Genomic DNA, 20,831 nt, shown 5'->3' on the forward strand with positions numbered 1-20,831 from the left:
TAACTACCTCAAATAAAAAAAGTGCCAGGGCTACTGGCACATTCAACATGGCAACAATTACCAACCTAACGCTAAATCGCTTGTTAAGGTACTAACCACTTCAGCAGCGGTTGCAGCCGCTAACTCGGTGTTAATTTGCTCAGTAACCGCACTAGTAATTTGCGTATTAACGTTTTCACTGATAACACTTTGCGTACTTGAGGTGATTGCCTCTTCAACATTGGCATTAATCGTTTGCTCAAGCGCTTGCGACGTTTGTGCTGAAGCATCTAATGCAGTGATGTTTTGAATATTAGCTATTTCTTGTAGGGAAAGTTGCTGAGTTATTTGCGAAGTGTTAGCAAAGGACCTTGCGCTATCAAGCGTAGGATTCAAGGCAACATTTTCAGGTGCTGGCATGGATTCACTCGGCATAGCTGCTTCAGAAACTACTTCAGGCTCTTCTGGTGCAGCACTTTCTGCTAGCACTGGAAACTCTGCGCTTGTCACTTGGCTAAGTGACTGACTCAAGCTCGATGTAGTATCTAATGCGCTGATGCTTTCAACATTAGCCATTTCTTGCAAAGAGAGTTGCTGCGTTACCTGTGAAGTGTTAACAAAAGACGTTGCACTATCAAGCGTAGGATTCACAGCAACATTTTCAGGCGCTGGCATGGCTTCACTCGGCACAGCTGCTTCAGGCACTGTTGCAGAGTTTTCAGGTCTATTAATTTCAGCTAGCGTTGGAAACTCTGCGCTTGTCACTTGGCTAAGTGACTGAGCCAAGATTGCTGCTGTAGCTGAAGTGACATTAATGTTTTTTCCAGCGTCATTTGATAAGCCAGTTATTAACTGACTATTGTTATCAAAGACTTGCGCTGTACCAACATTCGCTGTGTTACTTGACGGCGGTGCTGTTGATTCGCTGGGTGCAGACTCTTCTTCATTCTCTTCTTCGCTATTCGCCTTAACTTGCGTATCACTCTGAGCTGACGTATCTGATTGTGTCGATATTTGTGTAGCATTATCAGATGAGTCAACTTGCTGAGATGCCTGGGTTTGTTGGCTTATGTTGGTGCTTTGGCTAATTTCAAAATCAGCAGCTTGTGCAATACTTACCCAACAACTCATGCCGCTTAATACCAATACTTGTGCAATTTTATTTAATTTAATCATGTTTACTTCCTCTAATGTCTATTTATATTTATGTTAATAACACTGAGATAACGGATGACATGGAATGTTTATTCCAAAAAAGATTAAAAATAATTCAATTAAATATTGTTAATCTCTGATTTCATCACCTTAATTGGTGAATAAAAACAGAAAAATGATCATAATTTTAAAGGTTCAGGAAAACATACTAAATCCAGTAAAACCTTTTAATGCTTTGTTTACTGAAGATTTGTGGGCTTAACTCAATAAGAAGCGGTTATTTATAGGAATTTTTCATCGATAAAAAACAGTTGATTTTTACTGTTAATATCGACATGTATGATGCGCATTAGCGTAATAAACATTTCATGCAATTTATGATCTTGTTATGGGCAGGAAAATTACATCAAGGGCATGTTTATTACTAAAAGGTCTTTGATACTAAAGGTAATAGCCTTGAACTATTTTATTTAGCACAAGTGAGAATTATCAAAATAACTAGCAACGACAAGTGATTGCACCTTATAAAAATTTTATTACCGAGTCTGCAAGCTTGTTACAACTTTGTTGAGAACATAAAAAAGGCCTATATAGGCCTTTTAGAATTTACATACTATAGACTAACAACCGTCATCTTTAGTATCTGTACCCTCTTTTTTCTTTTCACAAGCATCTTCAATGGCGTTGCCTGCATCTTTTTTCATTGCACCAAATTTATTGCTGACACTTTCTTTCATGGCATTGACTTTTTCGCCCGCGTTTTCCATAACCTTGCTAGCGTCTTGCTTCATTTCTTCTACTTTTTCGCCTGCATTTTCCATAGCTTTGCCTGCGTCTTGTTTCATTTCATTCATTTTTTCACCTGCAGCGTCAATAGCCTTGCCAGCATCTTCTTTCATTTCATTGACTTTATCACCCGCACCTTGAGTCATTTTACCCGCATCTTTAACTGCCTCTTCTACTTTTTTACCCGCTTCTTCTGCCTCTTTATCGCTACAAGCTGTTAAGCCGAACATGGCAGTAAAGATAATAAGTGAAGTTGATAATTTTTTTATAAAAGTCATAAGTTTTTCCCTAAATTTTTGGTGATTTACCACGAACGGCATTGGCGATTAATGAGATAACCAACAACACAACGAAGATAAAAAAGATAGTTTTTGCAATACCTGCGGCTGTTCCTGCGATACCACTAAAACCAAATATTGCCGCAACAATAGCAACAACTAAAAAAGTAAGCGCCCAGTTTAACATAATAGATCCCTCCGTTTATTAAATTAAAAACTACCACCAACTTAAGACTGAATTCATGCCAACAACAAGCTAATTAACTGATAAATAGTCATTATATTTAATTCTATATTTGATTTAATAACGCTAGTATACCGCTAAGTGAAAGTTTTACAGACAAAACAGCTCTAACGTTTAGCGGGAGTTCATATATTTTTGTCTTAACTTATCGCTAAGACACCTTAATAATAGCCACATTTTTGTAAAACGTACTTATTTACAGAATAAACGCTATAACTTTCAGTAAGACTTAACTATCAGCCATAGTGACCATGACTTAGTACTGATTATTCTGCCATTATTCACCGCCGTATTTACTGGTTAACCTTATCTTTTTCCTACCATTTTCAGGACAGTTTTCCTTAAGTATCTGGCTATTTTGCCGTCTAAAATAAGCGTTTAATGATGAAGTTTGATTAATGTGCTTATCGGCTTAGTAGCAGTGAAGTTAAAACAAATTGTTCATTTTCTTTGCTGTTAAACATAAAAAATCCGAAATCAATTGCTTGATTTCGGATTTTTAACTCACTGAAAAATTCATCTATAAGTAAAGCTATGCCTAGATAACCGGCAGGTCAACTTTACCCAAGAGCACATTCAGTATATAACTTAAAAGCTATAAGTTGCTTTTACGTAGTAGAAACCACCGTTAAAACCAAATGGTGATGTTTCATAGTACTTACCACCCCAGCTATTATTTGCCTGACCGCCTGTTTGTTGCTCAAAATCAAGCTCATTCGGGTATTCGTCAAATATATTCTGAGCACCAACACTCACTTTGAAATCTTCCATTACGTGATAGCTCACTTCAACATCAACAGTAACTTCTGAGTCAGCAACAATTTCTGTTCCTGGTTCAGCTGCAGAGCCTATCCAATCAACGTGCACGCCTTGGTATTCACCGTAGTAGTTTACACGGGTAAACATACTGACATTGTCCCAACTTTGTGACCACGTGAATGTTGCACGATGATTTGGTAAATCATTTTCTAAACGAGAAACTTTACCTTCACCTGTGATTTCAGTGTAATCATCAACGGTTGTTTCATTCCAGTTATAAGCTAAACCAAATGTGGTCTCACCATCTAACAAACTCGTTGAATAGTTAGCTACAAAATCAACACCTTGAGTTGTAGTATCAAAATCATTAGTAAAGAAACTTACCTGTTGAATTGAATCTACGTTTGGTACGCCATCCGCCTTTAACTTAACTTTATCATTCTCTGTTAAGGTATATTTAGTAGACTGAGAAACACGATCAGTTACTTCAATATTGTAATAATCAAGTGTGAAATGGATACCTTCTATTTCCCAAACCGCACCTAATGAAACGCTTTCTGATTCTTCAGGCGTTAATTCTTTTGCACCTAGCTGAATAGCAATAGGGTTAGACGCTGGTAGTAAAGCAGAATCAACTAACTCACCGCCATCTAAAGAGGTTTGCACATTAGCATAGTTAGCTTGACCAACCGTAGGTGCACGGAAGCCTGAACTTACCGAGCCACGTACTGAAAAGTCGTCTGTCACATTGTATTGTGCCGTTACTTTATAGTTAGTGGTGTTACCAAAAGTACTGTAATCTTCAAAACGTAGGGCATAGCCCATTAAGAAGTTTTCAGTGTATTGTGCTTCAACATCAAGATAAAGCGCATAGTTTTGACGAGAAAATGAACCTGCAGCTGCTGGTTTAAAACCAGGGAAACCATTAGAACCAATACCAAAGCCTTGCTCTGTATATGGACCTGCGGTAAACGATGCTTCGTCACCTGCTATAACTTCAAAGGTTTCTTGATGGTATTCATAACCACCAGCAATAATTAGTGGCATCTCTAGGCCAACTTCAAGTTCTTTAACTAAATCAATGTTGAAGAATTTTTCTAATTGTATATGTTTACCTGGATTAAAATCACGTGGCGTTTCAGGGCCTAAAGACGCATTCAACGTGTCATAAATAACATAACTTGATTCGTTACGACCTACAGAACCACTGACGTCATAAGACAAAGTGTCATCAAACTGACCACGTGTTCCCATGGTTAGTGATGTATCAACGATGTTACCACCAAAGTTAGGTGTAAAACCGCCTGGTAACATTTCATTAAAGGCAAAACAATTGTCGTTATTGGCAACATTATTAATATAGTCGTCTTGGGTTAATACATTGCCTGAAGTTACATTAACAGGACTACAAGCACCGCCAGTATCTAAACCATCTAAATCGGCAATCAGTAGATTACTAACACCGTCGTCATCGGTATCACCGTTACTATAAACACCACCACGAGTATGAGGGTTACGATAATAGAAACCGCCACGAACATCACGTTCTGAGAAGTTACCAAACATGTACACTTCACGGTCGTTACCGATATCTAAACCGAAATTACCAAAAATAGTGATGTCGTCATTAACTTCAGGCGAGCCCCAAATTTGAGCAGGGTCACCCACACCTGGCACACCTTCTTTGATAAAAGCAGCTGCATCTGGACGTTGTACACTGCGACTTGTTGCATCAGAATTTTTATATTGAAAACTAAGGTTGGCAAAACCATCTTCAGTCAATGCCATACCAATATTACCAGAGACTTCAGTCGTATCGCCATCGCCTTCATAATATGAACCATGACGTACGTTTAATGAACCACCATCTGCATCATTTTTTAAGACGAAGTTCATTACACCTGCGATAGCATCTGAGCCGTATTGTGCTGCAGCACCGTCACGTAAAACTTCAACTTGTTTTAGAGCAGAACTTGGGATAACTGAAATATCAGGGCCTTGAGCACCGTCATTAATACCACCGCCCAACAATGCAATAACAGAAGCACGATGACGGCGTTTGCCATTAACAAGTATTAACGTACTGTCTGATGAAAGACCACGAAGGTTAGCGGGTTTAACTAAGCTGGCGGCATCTGAGATTGGGTTACTCTGTACGTTAAACGAAGGTACAGTACCTTTTAACAATTCAAGCATATCGGTATTACCCGATCTTGCTAGCTCATCTGCGCCAATTAAATCAATAGGAACCGGTGAATTATCAACTGAACGTGGTGCACCACGAGAGCCTACAACAGCAATACGTTCAATGTTTTCTTTTTTGACTTTATCTGCATCATTTTCAGCAGCGAATGATGGTGCAGTACCTAAAGCGATATTGACCGCTAAAGCTAAGGTAGCTATTTTAAATGTTGATGACATGTTCTCTTCCTCTAGTATTAATATTTTATTATGTGTTTTTATTTTTATATCTTTTATTTTTCTATTTTTTATTTTTCTATCTTTTTTTGACCTTGAGCTTTTACACTCCCCCATTTTCGTAAAATAAAGCAAATCAGTAATTTTGGACACAAAAAAACCATTAAGAGTGCCTTCCAACCTATCGTCCCTGGATGCGCTACTAATGGTTTAATCCTTTAACTTAAAGCAGGATTTTCTTTCATCCATGCTACTAATCGTAAAGATAGCACAACTTATCGCATAAGTTCACTTTATTTATGATACTAATTTTATCTGCCAGAAAGTCTCTTTCTGGCACTACTTCACTTTAAATAAGTACAGCAACTTAAGCATGTTAATTAACCGTGGCAAAATATTTATCATTCACCATTAACACAAACCTTATTCGGCACTAAAATATACTCACTCGACCTTGTTCATCACCAACCAATCAGGCTGGCAATAGCCGTAAATAATCCTGCCTAATGCTAAAGCTTGATGACATTGACTGAATTATTTTTCAATGAACTGCATATTTTTCACTAAACATAACCGTATTATTTTCTTTAAAATAGATACATTGATGATGTTTGTTAATTAATTTTTTTGCTTCACTCAATCCGAGCAACAAAAAAGCAGCCTGATATTAAGGCTGCTTTAAAATGTTCTCGTCTGCTTTTCAGTTTACAGTGTTATGTAACTGCTAGAGTTTTTAAACCCATAACAGCAAACTATTCAACCGTCACCGACTTGGCCAAATTACGAGGTTGATCAACATCGGTACCTTTGATAATGGCAACATAGTAAGACAGTAATTGTAGCGGCAAGGTGTAAACGATAGGGGCAATTAAGTCATCACATACTGGCACATTAATCACTTTCATGGTGTCATCGCTGCTGAAGTTAGCGTCTGAATCAGCAAATACATACATTAAACCACCACGAGCACGTACTTCCTCAACATTGGATTTTAACTTTTCAATTAAATCGTTTTGAGGTGCTACAACGATAACTGGCATTTCGGCGTCAATTAACGCCAGTGGTCCATGTTTAAGTTCGCCGGCAGCATAGGCTTCAGCATGAATGTATGAAATTTCTTTCAGCTTTAATGCTCCCTCCATCGCGATAGGGTACTGATCACCACGTCCTAAAAATAACGCATGATGTTTATCAGCAAAATCTTCTGCTAAATCTTCAATTGAGCCCGCAAGTGCTAACACTTCTTCTAACTTACTCGGTAAGGTCATTAATGATTGAGCAATTTCAGTTTGCTTGTCTTTTGACATACCGTGATGCTGACCAATCGCTAAGGTCATCATTAATAAGCCCACCAGCTGAGTGGTAAAAGCTTTTGTTGAAGCAACGCCTATTTCAGCACCCGCTTTAGTCATAAAGGCCAAGTCAGATTCACGTACTAATGAAGAACCGTCAACATTACATATGGTTAAACTAGCGCGATAACCTAGTTGTTTAGCTAAACGTAAGGCAGCTAAAGTATCAGCAGTTTCGCCTGATTGTGAAATAGTTACTAACAAGGCATTTTTAGGTACATGCGACTGGCGGTATCTAAATTCACTGGCAATTTCAATATTACATGACACGCCAGCTAAGGCTTCTAACCAATAGCGTGCCACCATACCTGAATGGTAACTGGTACCACAGGCAATAATTTGCACATGTTCAATTTTTTGAAAAATATCATCAGCGCCTTCACCAAAGGTATTGATGTCTAAAACGTTACCCAGTAAGCGACCTTCCAAGGTATTACGAATGGCGGTAGGTTGCTCAAAGGTTTCTTTTAGCATGTAGTGACGATATTCACCTTTGTCGCCAACATCATGGCTAACAGCAGACTCTTTCGCTTCGCGCTTTACAGGCTTGCCGTTAGTATCAAAAACGTTCACTTCAAAACGCGTAACTTCGGCAACATCACCTTCTTCTAAGAAGGAAAATTTACGCGTCACAGGTAATAGTGCCAGCATATCTGAGGCAATAAAATTTTCACCAACACCGTAGCCAATCACTAATGGGCTACCAGAACGTGCAACCACCACACGGTCTTTGTCGCGAGTATCAAGTACAACAGTGCCATAAGCCCCGGTTAATTGTTTTACAGTCGCTTGAACAGCGCTAAGCAAACTATTGGCCGATTTTAATTCATGATGCACTAAGTGGGCGATAACTTCTGTGTCAGTTTCAGAGGTAAAGCTATAGCCTAAACCTTGTAAACGAGTGCGTAAAATTTCATGGTTTTCAATAATACCGTTGTGCACAACCGCAATGGTTTCTGACGATATATGCGGATGCGCATTAGCTTCACTTGGCGCACCATGTGTTGCCCAACGTGTATGCGCAATACCTGTGCCACCCGCTATCGGGTTAGCATGTAATGCATCAGCAAGCTCTTGAACCTTACCTAAACGACGGGCGCGATTAAGTTGGTTATTATTATCAACAATTGCAACACCAGCAGAGTCATAACCACGATATTCTAATCGTTTCAAACCTTCTACTAAAATGTCTGCTACATCGCGCTGTGCGACAGCACCAACAATTCCACACATATTATCTATCCTTTTTAACTTGCTATAACGAGGTTAACGCCTTGTTTGATAATTTCACTTCGTACGTTTTCAGGCATATCTGCATCTGTGATCAACGTGTGAATCTTACCCCAAGGTAATTCTAAATTAGGTATTTTGCGATTAAGTTTTTCTGAATCTAACATCACGATAACTTCACGAGATACTTCAGCCATAACTCGGCTTAAGCCTAGCAGTTCATTAAATGTTGTTGTACCGCGAGCTAAATCAATGCCATCGGCACCAATAAATAGCTGATCAAAATCATAAGAGCGTAAAACACTTTCTGCCACTTGCCCTTGAAATGACTCCGAATGCGGGTCCCAAGTACCACCGGTCATCAATAATGTGGGTTCATTTTCTAGCGCATGTAAATCAGACGCTATAGCAAGTGAATTAGTCATCACCACTAGGCCTTGTTTTACATTCAATTCCCGCACTAACGCTGATGTTGTGCTACCACTGTCTAAAATAATACGATTATGGTCTCTGATCAGCGATGCCGCTGTTTTTGCGATCATTATCTTTCGTTTCGAAACTTTATCTGTTTTCGGCGCGATAATTTCATGAGGTAAAGGCACTGCGCCACCATATCTGCGCAGGAGTAAACCACTATTTTCTAATACCGCCAAGTCCTTACGGATAGTAACTTCTGAGGTATCAAACATTTTTGCAAGTCTATCAACACTTACTTCACCTAGGTTGCTTAGCTCGGCAATAATGGTGTGACGACGTTGCTGAGTATTTCGTTTTGACATTGCTTTCGTTTTACTCTTAAAAGTTTCGGTTTAAAACTTAGCTATTAAAACAAAAGCTGAAAATAAAAACAATATTTATCTAAAGATCGGTCATCAATTTAGTTAACTATTGATTAACTCTCATCTGGTTTTCAGCGTAAATGAGTGTTTTTGAGCTTATTATCCGTTGACCGTTAATTTATTAATAATAAAAATTATATTGGTTGGCTGAGCTATTTTATAGCTAAAAAAAATGGCTCTACATAAGCTATTTATTTAATAACTAGTTGTTCTAAATATGAAATAAATAATATCGTTTTTGGTTATTTTAACAAGTAGAAATACTCACAAAGTGAGTAATATGGGTATAAGTTATCGTAAAAAATAAAATGCACGCATTGTTAAACTTGTGCATTTTTCTCATGATAAATTTTAATAGGCTGATACCAAGGATATAAGCCTATTTTTTACTTGGACGTTTCCAACCGGCAATATTACGCTGTTTACCACGCGCCACACTTAATTCATGATCATCAACATTTTGAACAATAACTGAACCGGCGCCAGTTGTTGCCATTTCACCAATAACAACAGGTGCTACTAATGAGGCATTTGAACCGATAAAAGCCCCCGCGCCGATAATTGTTTTAGCTTTATTTACACCATCATAGTTACAAGTAATAGTGCCGGCACCAATGTTAGCGTTAGCGCCTATTTCTGCATCACCTAAATAACTTAAATGACCTGCTTTTGCACCTTCGCCTAAGCATGTTTTTTTCATTTCAACAAAATTACCCACATGGGCATCACGTTTTAATTCTGTGCCGGGGCGAATACGAGCAAACGGCCCTACTGAGGCTAGCTCACCAATAATGGCACCTTCGATCATGGTATTAGGTTTAATGTCAGCACCTTTGCCGATAGTACAATTTTTTAAAATACAATTAGCGCCAATGGTCGCGTTATCGGCAATATCCACATGACCTTCGAAAATACAGTTCACGTCAATCACCACTTCTTGACCCACGCTAACATGGCCCCGAATATCAATACGGTTAGGATCACGTAAACTCGCGCCAGCAATCATCAAGGCTTCTGCTTTTCTTATTTGATACGCACGTTCTAAACCAGCCAGTTGCATGCGATTGTTAGCGCCTTCTACTTCAATTTCGCTATCAGGATGGGCCGTTGCAATAAGCTTACCTTCGTGATGACAAGCGGCAATAATGTCAGTTAAGTAATATTCACCTTGGGCGTTATCGCTTGATAAATTGGCTAACCAGCGTTTTAAATCACCGCCATTGGCTAATAAAATACCTGTATTAGCTTCATTGACTAATAGTTGCTCAGCAGTGGCATCTTTTTGTTCAACAATGCCAACTACTGTGCCTGAGCTATCGCGCATAATACGACCATAGCCGGCTGGGTTAGCTAAATGCACGGTTAATAACGCCATACCATTGTCAGGCTTAGCGGCAATTAAACGCTGTAATGTACTCACTTTAGTTAAAGGTACATCACCATAAAGCACTAATACATCTTCATCGTCAGATAAAAATGGCGATGCCATATCAACAGCATGACCTGTGCCTAATTGCTCTTTTTGTTCCACAAAGGTTAAATCATCACCCGTGACTTTGGCTTTAAGCACATCGCCACCAAAACCATAAACCAAGTAGATATTTTCGCTATCAACTTGACGTGCAGCGTCAATAACATGAGAGACCATCGGCTTTTCAGCAACGGGATGAAGAACTTTGGGTAAAGCAGAGCGCATGCGAGTGCCTTTACCCGCAGCTAAGATAACAACAGAGAGAGCCATAATTTGTCCGATTATTTTTATAAAGTTACATAATACAAGTTGTCATTAAGCATAAATTGATTAACTTGGCATTAACGTATGCCCGTATTGTAACGTTAAATTAAATGCTTCTCTATTAAAATCATATTAACCGCTTAACCTGTATAGTTTTTTCTCGCTGATAATAAAAAATCTTAGCGGGTATATCGCACCTAGCGAGCGTTTGGGTATATACTACATACAACAAATACACGGTAAATACCCCACTTTTATTCAACTAGGATCCCGTATAGATGACCCCCATTGCTGAGCAAATAGCCAAAGAAATTGATGTAAAAACCAGCCAAATAAATGCGGCTATAAACTTATTAGATGAAGGTTCAACGGTTCCTTTTATTGCTCGCTATAGAAAAGAAGTCACTCAAGGGCTTGACGATAATCATTTGCGTTACTTAGCGCAACGCTTAGTTTATTTGCGAGATTTAGCCGATCGTCGAAAAGTTATTATGACCAATATCGAGCAACAAAGTAAATTAAGCCCTGCGTTAGCGGCTGAACTCAATAATGCCGACAATAAAACTCGTTTAGAAGATCTTTACTTACCTTTTAAACCGAAAAGAAGAACCAAAGGGCAAATTGCAATTGCCGCGGGTTTAGAGCCTTTAGCCAATAAAATTTATAATAATTGGCAACTTAACCCTGAACAGGAAGCACAAGCCTTTATTAATAAAGAGCAGGGTTTTAGTGATGAAAACTCAGTACTTGAAGGTGCGCATTATATTCTGGTAGAGCGCTTTGCCGAAGACGCTAATTTAATTCAAAAATTACGTCGTCATTTACTTAAGCAAGCACACCTTTGCAGTAAATTAATCAAAGGCAAAGATAAAGCCGCCGCAAAATATCGTGATTACTTTCAACATTCCGAATTATTAAAGTCGGTGCCATCACACCGTATGCTTGCTATGTTACGTGGTCGTAATGAAAAATTATTATCATTAAGTATTGATGTCGACCCCGGCCAAGAAGCGGCCTTTTCAAGTGCACAACAGCTGATCACAGAGCATTTCAATTTGCGCTTAACTGGGCAAGCCGCGGCAACGTTTTTAACCAAAGTGGTACAAACAACCTGGAAAATAAAGTTAAGCCAAAGTTTGGAAACAGAATTATTAGGTCAATTACGCGAACAAGCGGAAATTGAAGCGATTAAGGTTTTTTCCCGTAATTTAAACGACTTAATGATGGCAGCGCCAGCAGGGCCAAAAACAACCTTGGGTTTAGATCCCGGTCTTAGAACCGGCTGTAAATTGGCGATTGTTGATGCTACCGGTAAATTATTACAAACGGCGACTATATTTCCTCATGCGCCACAAAATCATTGGGATAAATCAGTACGTACTTTAGTTAACCTATGCCAACAACATAAAGTAGAATTAGTCGCGATAGGTAACGGTACGGCTTCACGTGAAAGTGACCAGCTTATCGCCGATGTTATGACTAAGTTAGCCACTAATAAGCCGACAAAAGTGATTGTCAGTGAAGCCGGCGCATCAGTCTATTCAGCATCAGAATTTGCCGCCAAAGAGTTTCCCGATTTAGATGTGTCAATTCGCGGTGCGGTATCTATTGCACGCCGCTTACAAGACCCCTTGGCAGAGCTAGTGAAAATAGATCCCAAAGCCATTGGTGTTGGTCAATATCAACATGATGTCAGCCAAAGTCAACTCAGCCAGACCTTAGACAATGTTATTGAAGATTGTGTCAACGCGGTTGGGGTTGACTTAAATAGTGCTTCTGCCGCTTTGTTATCACGGGTTTCAGGTTTAAACAAAACTATGGCAAATAATGTCGTTAGTTTTCGCGATGAACACGGCCGATTTAACAATCGCAATGAATTAAAAAAAGTCGCTCGCTTAGGACCAAAAGCCTTTGAACAAGCCGCAGGCTTCTTGCGCATAAGCCAAGGTAATAACCCACTAGACTATTCAGGCGTTCATCCTGAAACTTACCGCTTAGTTGAGCAAATTTTACAACAACTCGACACTGATATCAGTCAAGTAATGGGGAATAAATCAACGCTAGAAAAAATTAATATCGACACCTTAACTAGCGATGATTTTGGTGCGCTAACCATTAAAGATATTATTAGCGAATTAGAAAAACCCGGTCGTGATCCTCGTCCAGAATTTAAAACTGCCACTTTTCAAGCCGGTGTTAATACCATTAACGACCTTAAAGTAGGCATGATACTCGAAGGGGTTATTTCTAACGTAGCGAATTTTGGCGCTTTTGTTGATGTGGGTGTGCATCAAGACGGTTTAGTGCATATTTCTTCACTGACCGATAAATTTGTCAGTGACCCTCATGAAATTGTCAAAGCTGGTGAAGTGGTCAAAGTTAAAGTGACGGAAGTTGACCCACAACGCAAACGTATCAGTTTAACTATGCGTTTAGATGAAACAATAGCACAAGTAAAAAGTCAGCCTTCAGGACAGCCTCAAAAAGCACAAGCTAACGACAAAAGTACTAAACCACCACAACAGAGCAGAAATAAGGCAAAAACACAGCAGCCAAAAGCCTCAAATAATGCCGCTATGGGTAATGCCTTTGCTGACGCTTTTGCCAACCTAAAAAAATAACTATAACTTGTTGTTAAGTTAATAGTTATTAGCTGTCAGTTATAAGTTAAAAGCAAGCGCCATAAAGATAGCAGAAACGACTAAATCAAGATGGATATTCATCAACGTGGATATTTTTACATGCAGGTAAGTCATTAGAGTAATGCAAGGAGCAATTACCGGATGGCTATGAATGGGATGCAGAATGCACTAATGCCGTGAAGCCATGGATGGTCTGAATATCGTCATTATTTCACATCGACATGCATGGACGCATTAATGTCGTAATGCCATGTTCTTACATAGACGTAAGTCATTAGAGTAATGCAGGAGCCATTACCGAGATGGCAAGAGACGATTATGTGATCATGACATACCCTTCATCCTGAACATCGTCATTCTTTCACATCCTTGTGATCATGACATACCGTTCATCCTGAACATAAAAAAGGGGAAGCCAAAAGCTTCCCCAAAAACAACCTCGGTTGGGAGGTTAACTAACGCAAAATGTTAAACTAAAGCACGTATTTAGCTGAAAATTGTACATAATCTGAATCAGCATTTTGATCTACAGATTCAAAGTTGCCTACTTCGACACCAAATGAAAGCTCTTTGGTGTAGCTTTTAAAGAGATTAACGCCCCAATGTCTTCTATCGGTATCAGCAACTTCTGTCGATGTTTTACCATAAAATGCAGTGCTGCGAATATCATCACTCCAAAAATGGCGATAAGCGACCATATAAGACTTTGATTCTTCTACCTTTTCACCCACTAAATCACGCGCAGCTACTACACCAACGTAACGTCCGGTTTCACCACCGTGGATTTGAAAACGCAAGTCATCTTTACCATACGTGTTGATTTTACCCGTAATACCGTAACCAAATGCTGACTCAGAATTACCACCAACAGTATTTAATTGACGCGCTAAACCGGCAACAGAAACATTACCCCAGTCACCATTAAAGGTATACTTAGCAACAACATCAGGCATAGAATCTTGACTTGAATCACCTTTGTCAGATTCAGGGTTTTCTAAGGCAACTTGAAAGTTACCTTGGGTATAACGTACTTGCCCTTGTCTAATAAACGCAGAGGCATTGAGCGGGCCACCAAAATCAACTCCATCAACTAAAGCACTGGTATTCACAAATGTTGACCATGTTTGACCAACTAGAATATTTTTATATTTGATAAATGCGTGACGTAATCTTGGATTTGATGAGTTTGAAACAATTTCATTACCACCGCCGCCATGAAGATCAAACTCAATAAAGCCAGTTACATCACCATGAACATATTTAGTATTAATGCGCGTCTCTGTTGCACGAAAGCTAGTTCGCGAAATATCGCCAACGTTACCTGCACCGACCCAATAATCATTAACGATACTGTTAATGTTACCGTCAACATATCGTGCGTCTAATTTGACATAACCACCAAAAGTAATGGTATCTTTGTCTGACAATTTAATTTCATAACCAGCAGTTGCACTGCCGGCCATAGCCAAAAGACCTGTTGCTAATAAAAGCTTTTTCATATTAAACATTTTTACTTTCCCCGTCTGTTATTGATCTTAGAGCAACAAAAGATATGCTCTGGTCGTGTTTTTATCGTTTTAATTTTTGATAACGTATTTTTAATAAAAATTAGCAACCGTTATCGTTTTTTTTATAATTTTTATGCTGCATAATTAATGGTTATATTTTGAGATTTTAATATTTTTCTAGAAACATTTTTGTTTTGAGCAATCGGTAATTGATCAACAAATTTGATGGTATCAGCCTGAGCAAAGTCACCCAAACAGCCGGCAAGCTTTGTATTAATCGTGTTTGATAGTGTTGATAATTCAGTCGCTGGGTTATTTAACTCAACATAAACATGAATAGCATTGCCTTTTTTCTCGTGAGGAACGCCAAACACAACGACCTGATTAACATCTGCTAATTGCTCAATAAAATCTTCTATTGTTTGGTTAGCCACACGATAACCACTGACTTTATCAGCAGCAGTAGCTTGTGAAACTAACCAGATATAATCTTGCTCGCGAGCTAATAGCGTATCTTCATTAATAAAGTTTTTGTCTCTGAAATAAAACCATTCACCATTGCTCGACTGCAACCAAGACAATTGTGCTTGTTGACCACTATGATTAAGCAAGTTCGGCATATCACTCTCTATTTCATCACTTTGATAGAATTTCAATCAAAGCTATTTATTATGTTAGTAACAGTAGAGAGTCAGCGTGAGTTTATAAATTAGACCTAAGTCTAAAATTGACAAAAAATAGCCTAGACTTTAGTCTACATAAAGTAAAAATCAAGGAATTAACGGCAAGTTAGTGGTTAGCTATCGCAATCAATATTCATCTGGTCGAAAATGTCCATAGTAAAGTTATCAGAAATGCTAACATCTCAAAAATCCTATTTTTATAACTGATAAAATCAAGGTTATTCATGGTTTCAAAAATAAAATCTATATCATCAAGTACAGTTTTAGCATGCCTAGCTTTTAGTGTTAATGCTGAATCACTCAACATTGAAAAATACCAACAAGCTGAACGTCAACTGGGCAAGTACACCGAAAAATTAGTTGTTGGCACAGTAGAATATCCAAGCTGGACTGAAAACAACAAGCTGATTTATAGCAGCCAAACCCAGCATGGCAAAAAATTTTTTATCTTGGACACAGTAACAAAAGAAAAGAAATTGGCCTTCGATCATCAAAAACTTACTCGCGCATTAGCTCGCCTTACTGAACAAGAAATAAAACCAGAAAACTTACCTTTTAATCGCTTTGAACTGATAAGTGAAAAAATAATTTCGCTAACTTTAGATGATAAATTATACCAATGTAATATTGAAAATTACTTATGTCAACTTAGTGAAATTGCTATTAAAAATAGTGAGTTAGTTTCACCTGATGGCAAGCTGGCAGTTTATATTAAAGACTACAACTTATGGCTGCGTAACCTTAATGATAATAGCAAGAAACAATTAACCACTGACGGGATAGAAAACTTTGGTTACGCCACCAATAATGCCGGTTGGGTTCGCGATGACAAGCCGGTAGTAAAATGGTCTCCCGATTCGAAAAAACTCACCACCTTTAAACATGACAGCCGAAACGTTGGTAAAATGGCTATAGTGTCTACCGCGGTTGGTCACCCTGAAATTGATGTTTGGAAATATCCATTACCGGGCGATAAAAATATCTTCAAAATTCACCGTGTGGTCATTGATGTTGAGCAAGCGAATGTAGTGGTGCTAGATATGCCTGCCGATGATCACAGATCAACCATAACAGATCATGTTGCTGGTAGTGATGGTAGTTTATTAGACGTTGACTGGTCGAGCGACAGCAGTCATTTTGCCTTTGTCTCATCAACACGCGATCATAAAACTGCACGTTTAAAAATAGCAGATGCTATAAGCGGTAAAGTGCGTACAGTGTTAACTGAAACTGCCGATAGCTTTTTCGAGTCAGGTGTTAGTGGCATTAGTTGGCAATACCTTGATCAAAGTAATGAGTTTATTTGGTTTTCTCAACGCTCAAATTGGGGCCATTTATATTTAGTTGATGCCGTAACAGGGAAAATTAAAAATCAAATAACCCAGGGCGATTGGACCGTTTTAGAATTACTCAATGTTGATGAAAAAACAGGGAAACTCATTTTTTCTGCTGCGGGTAAAGAAGCTGGAGATCCCTATTTTCATCACCTTTATAGTATTAACAAAGATAGCTCAAATTTTACCTTATTAAGCCCTGAGCAAAAGCATCACCGTATTACCTTGAGTAACGATGCTGAATATTTCTTAGACCGAGTCTCAACACCAAACCAAGCAGAAACCAGCTTTATTCGCAGCACTAACAGTCAATCTGGTTTTATCATCGAACAAATGGACATTACTAAGCTTACCGATACCGGTTGGCAAGCGCCTACGCCGTTTATTGTTAAAGACCGTAATAACGAGCATGACATCTATGGACTAATGTATAAGCCTAGCGATTTTGACGCCAGTAATTCTTATCCTGTGGTCAATTATTTATACCCGGGTCCACAAGTCGGCAGTATTCGTGGTCGTCATTTTAAAACCGCTAGAGGTGATAACCAAGCAATTGCTGAACTTGGCTTTATTGTTATCGAAATTGACGCCTTAGGTACACCGGGTCGTTCAAAAAGCTTCCATGAATTTTATTATCAAAACATGGGTGATAGCGGCATTCCGGACCAAGTGTCAGCCATTAAACAACTCGCAAAAAAATATCACTGGATTGATAGCACCCGTGTTGGCATTTGGGGCCATTCAGGTGGTGGGTTTGCGTCAACACGCGCCTTGTTAACTTATCCAGAATTTTATTCAGTGGCTGTTTCACAAGCAGGTAATCATGACAATAGAAACTATGCTGATGAGTGGGGTGAAAAGTATCATGGTATGTTAGTAAAAAATGAAGATGGCACCAGCAACTACGACAGCCAAGCAAATCAATTAATCGTTGAAAACCTCAAAGGTAAGCTACTTATTGCCCATGGTACAACTGATACCAATGTACCGCCATATAACACTCTAATTGTCGTAGAAGCGTTAATTGCTGCTAATAAAGACTTTGATATGCTGATGCTACCGAACCGTGGTCATGGCTTTGCCAGAAAGCCGTATATGATGCGTAAACGCTGGGATTACTTTGTACAGCATTTACTAGCATTAACACCACCAAAAGAGTTTACCTTTAGCGAGTAATTATATAAGCCCAATATAGCGGTATTAATAGCAGCCGATAGCGTAAAAATATCGGTTGTTAACTCGTGTTAATCTTATCTTGTTAACAGCCTAATTGGGTTGATGGAATTGACTTAAGCGGTTATAAAATTTAAGCAAAAAAAAAGGGCACATAGCCCTTTTTTTCAATTAACCTTATGTATTACTGGCGAATACCTTCAATATGTAAAGTCAGATCTACTTTGCCATAATCTTTTTTAAAACCAAAATCTGCCATAGCGATAGTGGCGGTACCGCTAAAGCCGGCACGATAACCACCCCAAGGATCATCACCTTCACCCACTTTAACGGCGTCAATGGTTAATGGGTGAGTAATACCGTGCATGGTAAAACTTCCTATTATGGCAAGTTTACCATCACCTTTATCTTCAACTTTACTGCTAGTAAATGTCGCTTGTGCATATTTGCTAACATCTAAAAAATCATCTGAACGTACATGCTTGTCACGTTTAGTATGGTTTGAATCAAAACTTGAGGTATCTACAATTACCTTAATTTTAGCTGCAGAAACATTATCTTTGTCATAAGAGAAGTTACCTGAAAAGTCGTTAAATCGACCGGCAAGTACACTAAAGCCCAGATGACTCGCTGCAAAATTAATGGAGGCATGTGCCCCTTTAGTATCAATAACATAATCAGCGGCTAAAGCTGGTATTAGTACACTCGAGGTTAATAGAGCGCTAGCAAGTAATTTTTTTTTCATATCAGTTCCTTTAATTATTTATCTGTGATTTTAGTCATACGTTTTAGCGTGACGTCTTGGTCAATAAAATGGTGTTTTAAGGCCGCTAATGCATGTAATAACGCGAAAATTATTATGCCGTAAGCTAGGTAATAATGTACCACACCTGCAATATCTTCCTGGTTTTTTATCCCCAGCACCCATGGTATAACCTTAAACCAATCAAAAACAGCAATGGCTTTATCATTAGCACTGGTGATCAAGTAACCGGAAATCAAAACAGTAAACAACGTGATATACAAAATAAATATCATTAAAGCTGAAGCTTTTTTCTCAAAAGCGCTATGACTAGTTATTGCACCGGGAGAGCCAGCAATACGACGCCACAACAATCTAAATATAGTGACCATTAATAAAAGTATCCCAAGGCTTTCATGCCAATGCGGGGCTAGTTGATACCATTTACTTGAGTAGTTTAACTCGACCATCCAATAACCCAAGGCAAATAACGAAAAAACCGTTAATGCCGAGAGCCAATGTAGTAATTTACTCAGCAAGCCGTATTCTTGCTGACTGTTTTTCCACGAGACTTTATTGTGAACCATTTTTTTTCTTGATGATGACTGGACTATTTAGTTTAGCTACTCACTAACAAAAAACCCAGTTATTTAAACGCAAAATAATGACTTGGGTCGCCATTCGCTGACTAAGTTTTAATCCTTAAGTAATCTAAAAAACTTGAGCAAATTATTGCGCTAGATCAAAGCAGTTAGCAACTAGAGGCTTAAAATGAAATAAGGCTTGAGGAGGAATGCTAATGAATAAAGAAATTCTAAGTAGCTTATTAGAGAAAAAATATGAACTTCAACGACGTATTAGTGCAATTGAATCAGACTTTGGAAAAGGTCGTTCTCAAGATTTTTCTGAACAGACTTGCGAAAACGAAAATAATGAAGTGCTTAATGAAATTCATCACGAAGCTAAAATTGAACTCGGCTTAATCAACCAAGCGTTAACCCGTTTTGAAAACAAAGAATATGGTTTTTGCAGCCAATGCAATGGCGTTATCCACCCCAAGCGTTTAAAAATATTACCTTATATCGATACTTGTATTAATTGTGCTAAATAGGAGCAACCCTAATGATAGAAAAACACGACTTACACCATGAATTTCCAGAGTTAGAAAAAGAAATCCATCACTTAAAAATTCACGATGCACATTTTGCCCGTTTATTTAAAGATTATCATCAGTTAGATCAAGAAGTTCACCGTATAGAAGTTGGTGTTGAGCCAACATCAGATACCTATTTAGAACAACAAAAATTAGCCCGTTTACACTTAAAAGATGAGTTATATACTTTACTAAAAAAAGCACAATTGTCAGCATAAAGTCAGTTATAAAAAGCCACAACCCTTTTAAAGGATTGTGGCTTATCAACATAACTAGCTTATACCTGCTCAACCATTAAAAGAATGCCGACATTGCATAAGCTGTTTTATCAAACATTAGTGGCTATGCCTCTTCAAGCTCTATATTAGCTTTATTTGTTGTAGTCACCACCGGGTTCTATACTCTTTCAGATTTGTTGCCTCGGAATAAGTTTGAGTGCTTGCGCCATCATCAGATATTTTAGTATTAACTTTTGAGTCACGACGAACAATAACGCCTTTTTTAGCACGCTCTTTAATTTGTATGTCAGCAACAAGTAAATACACCACATCTTGCACATAAGCGTTGGCAACCATTGAGGCTAAGCCGACAACAATACCTGCTGCACTGCACCCTGATATAATCCACCAGTAGCTGCTGATGCTGCCGCACCTATACTTGCCTCTTGAAAACCAGCACCTAATGCTTCCGGTGTAGTTTTCTCTAAGTTTCTGACAAAAATACTCTTCCTATACTGAGATTTCTCAGGGTTATCTGTCAAAGTATAACCATTACCGCGATCCTAACCTCTAGATAAATTTTTATTTTATTTGCTGGCACAG

At 38.5% G+C, this 20,831-nt stretch carries 17 protein-coding genes; 4 read left to right on the plus strand and 13 right to left on the minus strand.

All coding sequences use genetic code 11. The features are described 5' to 3' along the window. Nucleotides 1-57: 57 nt before the first annotated feature. From H4J54_RS18720 to glmU, 7 genes are all read right to left on the minus strand, one after another. Nucleotides 58-1,155: a hypothetical protein gene (locus H4J54_RS18720; protein WP_182192443.1), complete on the minus strand. Its 1,098-nt coding sequence runs from the start codon at nucleotides 1,153-1,155 to the stop codon at nucleotides 58-60. Nucleotides 1,156-1,754: 599 nt separating this feature from the next. Continuing rightward, nucleotides 1,755-2,198, minus strand: a complete 444-nt coding sequence (locus H4J54_RS18725; protein ID WP_182192444.1) for a hypothetical protein — start codon at nucleotides 2,196-2,198, stop codon at nucleotides 1,755-1,757. Nucleotides 2,199-2,208: 10 nt separating this feature from the next. After that, the gene (locus H4J54_RS18730) at nucleotides 2,209-2,385 is read right to left on the minus strand and encodes a DUF1328 domain-containing protein (protein ID WP_182136238.1); all 177 of its coding nucleotides are present in this window, start codon (nucleotides 2,383-2,385) and stop codon (nucleotides 2,209-2,211) included. A 645-nt stretch (nucleotides 2,386-3,030) separates the two neighbouring features. Further along, a complete protein-coding gene (locus tag H4J54_RS18735; protein WP_182192445.1) occupies nucleotides 3,031-5,622 on the minus strand; it encodes a TonB-dependent siderophore receptor in 2,592 nt (863 codons plus the stop codon). Nucleotides 5,623-6,371: 749 nt separating this feature from the next. After that, nucleotides 6,372-8,204, minus strand: a complete 1,833-nt coding sequence (glmS, locus tag H4J54_RS18740) for a glutamine--fructose-6-phosphate transaminase (isomerizing) (RefSeq protein WP_182192446.1) — start codon at nucleotides 8,202-8,204, stop codon at nucleotides 6,372-6,374. Nucleotides 8,205-8,218: 14 nt separating this feature from the next. Continuing rightward, the gene (locus H4J54_RS18745) at nucleotides 8,219-8,980 is read right to left on the minus strand and encodes a DeoR/GlpR family DNA-binding transcription regulator (protein ID WP_182136235.1); all 762 of its coding nucleotides are present in this window, start codon (nucleotides 8,978-8,980) and stop codon (nucleotides 8,219-8,221) included. 439 nt (nucleotides 8,981-9,419) lie between these two features. Further along, entirely contained in the window at nucleotides 9,420-10,781 is a 1,362-nt protein-coding gene (gene glmU / locus H4J54_RS18750; RefSeq protein ID WP_182192447.1) for a bifunctional UDP-N-acetylglucosamine diphosphorylase/glucosamine-1-phosphate N-acetyltransferase GlmU, read from the minus strand. Between the two features lie 272 nt (nucleotides 10,782-11,053). Here glmU and H4J54_RS18755 point away from each other — a divergent pair, with 272 nt between their 5' ends. After that, complete coding sequence (locus tag H4J54_RS18755; protein ID WP_182192448.1) at nucleotides 11,054-13,396, plus strand: Tex family protein; 2,343 nt, start codon at nucleotides 11,054-11,056, stop codon at nucleotides 13,394-13,396. Between the two features lie 494 nt (nucleotides 13,397-13,890). Here the strand turns inward: H4J54_RS18755 and H4J54_RS18760 are convergent, their stop codons facing one another. Continuing rightward, on the minus strand, nucleotides 13,891-14,925 hold the full coding sequence (locus tag H4J54_RS18760; protein WP_182192449.1) for a DcaP family trimeric outer membrane transporter: 1,035 nt from the start codon (nucleotides 14,923-14,925) through the stop codon (nucleotides 13,891-13,893). A gap of 131 nt (nucleotides 14,926-15,056) precedes the next feature. Beyond that, on the minus strand, nucleotides 15,057-15,581 hold the full coding sequence (locus H4J54_RS18765) for an acyl-CoA synthetase (RefSeq protein ID WP_182192450.1): 525 nt from the start codon (nucleotides 15,579-15,581) through the stop codon (nucleotides 15,057-15,059). Nucleotides 15,582-15,832: 251 nt separating this feature from the next. Here H4J54_RS18765 and H4J54_RS18770 point away from each other — a divergent pair, with 251 nt between their 5' ends. Next, a complete protein-coding gene (locus H4J54_RS18770) occupies nucleotides 15,833-18,118 on the plus strand; it encodes a DPP IV N-terminal domain-containing protein (RefSeq protein WP_182192451.1) in 2,286 nt (761 codons plus the stop codon). Between the two features lie 181 nt (nucleotides 18,119-18,299). On the opposite strand, the gene H4J54_RS18775 is transcribed toward H4J54_RS18770, so the two are convergent. Together H4J54_RS18775 and H4J54_RS18780 are read right to left on the minus strand one after the other, a co-directional pair. Beyond that, complete coding sequence (locus tag H4J54_RS18775; RefSeq protein ID WP_182192452.1) at nucleotides 18,300-18,860, minus strand: YceI family protein; 561 nt, start codon at nucleotides 18,858-18,860, stop codon at nucleotides 18,300-18,302. Between the two features lie 14 nt (nucleotides 18,861-18,874). After that, the gene (locus H4J54_RS18780; RefSeq protein ID WP_182192453.1) at nucleotides 18,875-19,444 is read right to left on the minus strand and encodes a cytochrome b; all 570 of its coding nucleotides are present in this window, start codon (nucleotides 19,442-19,444) and stop codon (nucleotides 18,875-18,877) included. 212 nt (nucleotides 19,445-19,656) lie between these two features. Between H4J54_RS18780 and H4J54_RS18785 the strand changes: the two genes are divergently transcribed. Both H4J54_RS18785 and H4J54_RS18790 read left to right on the plus strand, forming a co-directional pair. Beyond that, on the plus strand, nucleotides 19,657-19,968 hold the full coding sequence (locus H4J54_RS18785) for a TraR/DksA family transcriptional regulator (protein WP_182192454.1): 312 nt from the start codon (nucleotides 19,657-19,659) through the stop codon (nucleotides 19,966-19,968). A gap of 11 nt (nucleotides 19,969-19,979) precedes the next feature. After that, nucleotides 19,980-20,228 carry a YdcH family protein gene (locus H4J54_RS18790; RefSeq protein ID WP_182192455.1) on the plus strand — a complete coding sequence of 83 codons (249 nt, stop codon included), beginning with the start codon at nucleotides 19,980-19,982 and terminating at the stop codon, nucleotides 20,226-20,228. Between the two features lie 165 nt (nucleotides 20,229-20,393). On the opposite strand, the gene traT is transcribed toward H4J54_RS18790, so the two are convergent. Next, nucleotides 20,394-20,585: a complement resistance protein TraT gene (gene traT / locus H4J54_RS19630; RefSeq protein WP_259367008.1), complete on the minus strand. Its 192-nt coding sequence runs from the start codon at nucleotides 20,583-20,585 to the stop codon at nucleotides 20,394-20,396. 5 nt (nucleotides 20,586-20,590) lie between these two features. After that, a complete protein-coding gene (locus H4J54_RS19635; protein ID WP_259367007.1) occupies nucleotides 20,591-20,770 on the minus strand; it encodes a hypothetical protein in 180 nt (59 codons plus the stop codon). Between the last annotated feature and the right edge of the window lie 61 nt (nucleotides 20,771-20,831).

The organism is Colwellia sp. MB3u-8, from assembly GCF_014076985.1.
Lineage (GTDB): Bacteria > Pseudomonadota > Gammaproteobacteria > Enterobacterales > Alteromonadaceae > Cognaticolwellia.

Coding starts and splice junctions, on each gene's coding strand:
- H4J54_RS18760 (WP_182192449.1), bottom strand. CDS start 14,925: ATGTTTAATATGAAAAAGCTTTTATTAGCAACAGGTCTTTTGGCTATG.
- H4J54_RS18785 (WP_182192454.1), top strand. CDS start 19,657: ATGAATAAAGAAATTCTAAGTAGCTTATTAGAGAAAAAATATGAACTT.
- traT (WP_259367008.1), bottom strand. CDS start 20,585: ATGGTTGCCAACGCTTATGTGCAAGATGTGGTGTATTTACTTGTTGCT.
- H4J54_RS18775 (WP_182192452.1), bottom strand. CDS start 18,860: ATGAAAAAAAAATTACTTGCTAGCGCTCTATTAACCTCGAGTGTACTA.
- H4J54_RS18735 (WP_182192445.1), bottom strand. CDS start 5,622: ATGTCATCAACATTTAAAATAGCTACCTTAGCTTTAGCGGTCAATATC.
- H4J54_RS18725 (WP_182192444.1), bottom strand. CDS start 2,198: ATGACTTTTATAAAAAAATTATCAACTTCACTTATTATCTTTACTGCC.
- H4J54_RS18770 (WP_182192451.1), top strand. CDS start 15,833: ATGGTTTCAAAAATAAAATCTATATCATCAAGTACAGTTTTAGCATGC.
- H4J54_RS18755 (WP_182192448.1), top strand. CDS start 11,054: ATGACCCCCATTGCTGAGCAAATAGCCAAAGAAATTGATGTAAAAACC.
- glmU (WP_182192447.1), bottom strand. CDS start 10,781: ATGGCTCTCTCTGTTGTTATCTTAGCTGCGGGTAAAGGCACTCGCATG.
- H4J54_RS18745 (WP_182136235.1), bottom strand. CDS start 8,980: ATGTCAAAACGAAATACTCAGCAACGTCGTCACACCATTATTGCCGAG.
- H4J54_RS18790 (WP_182192455.1), top strand. CDS start 19,980: ATGATAGAAAAACACGACTTACACCATGAATTTCCAGAGTTAGAAAAA.
- glmS (WP_182192446.1), bottom strand. CDS start 8,204: ATGTGTGGAATTGTTGGTGCTGTCGCACAGCGCGATGTAGCAGACATT.
- H4J54_RS18780 (WP_182192453.1), bottom strand. CDS start 19,444: ATGGTTCACAATAAAGTCTCGTGGAAAAACAGTCAGCAAGAATACGGC.
- H4J54_RS18730 (WP_182136238.1), bottom strand. CDS start 2,385: ATGTTAAACTGGGCGCTTACTTTTTTAGTTGTTGCTATTGTTGCGGCA.
- H4J54_RS18720 (WP_182192443.1), bottom strand. CDS start 1,155: ATGATTAAATTAAATAAAATTGCACAAGTATTGGTATTAAGCGGCATG.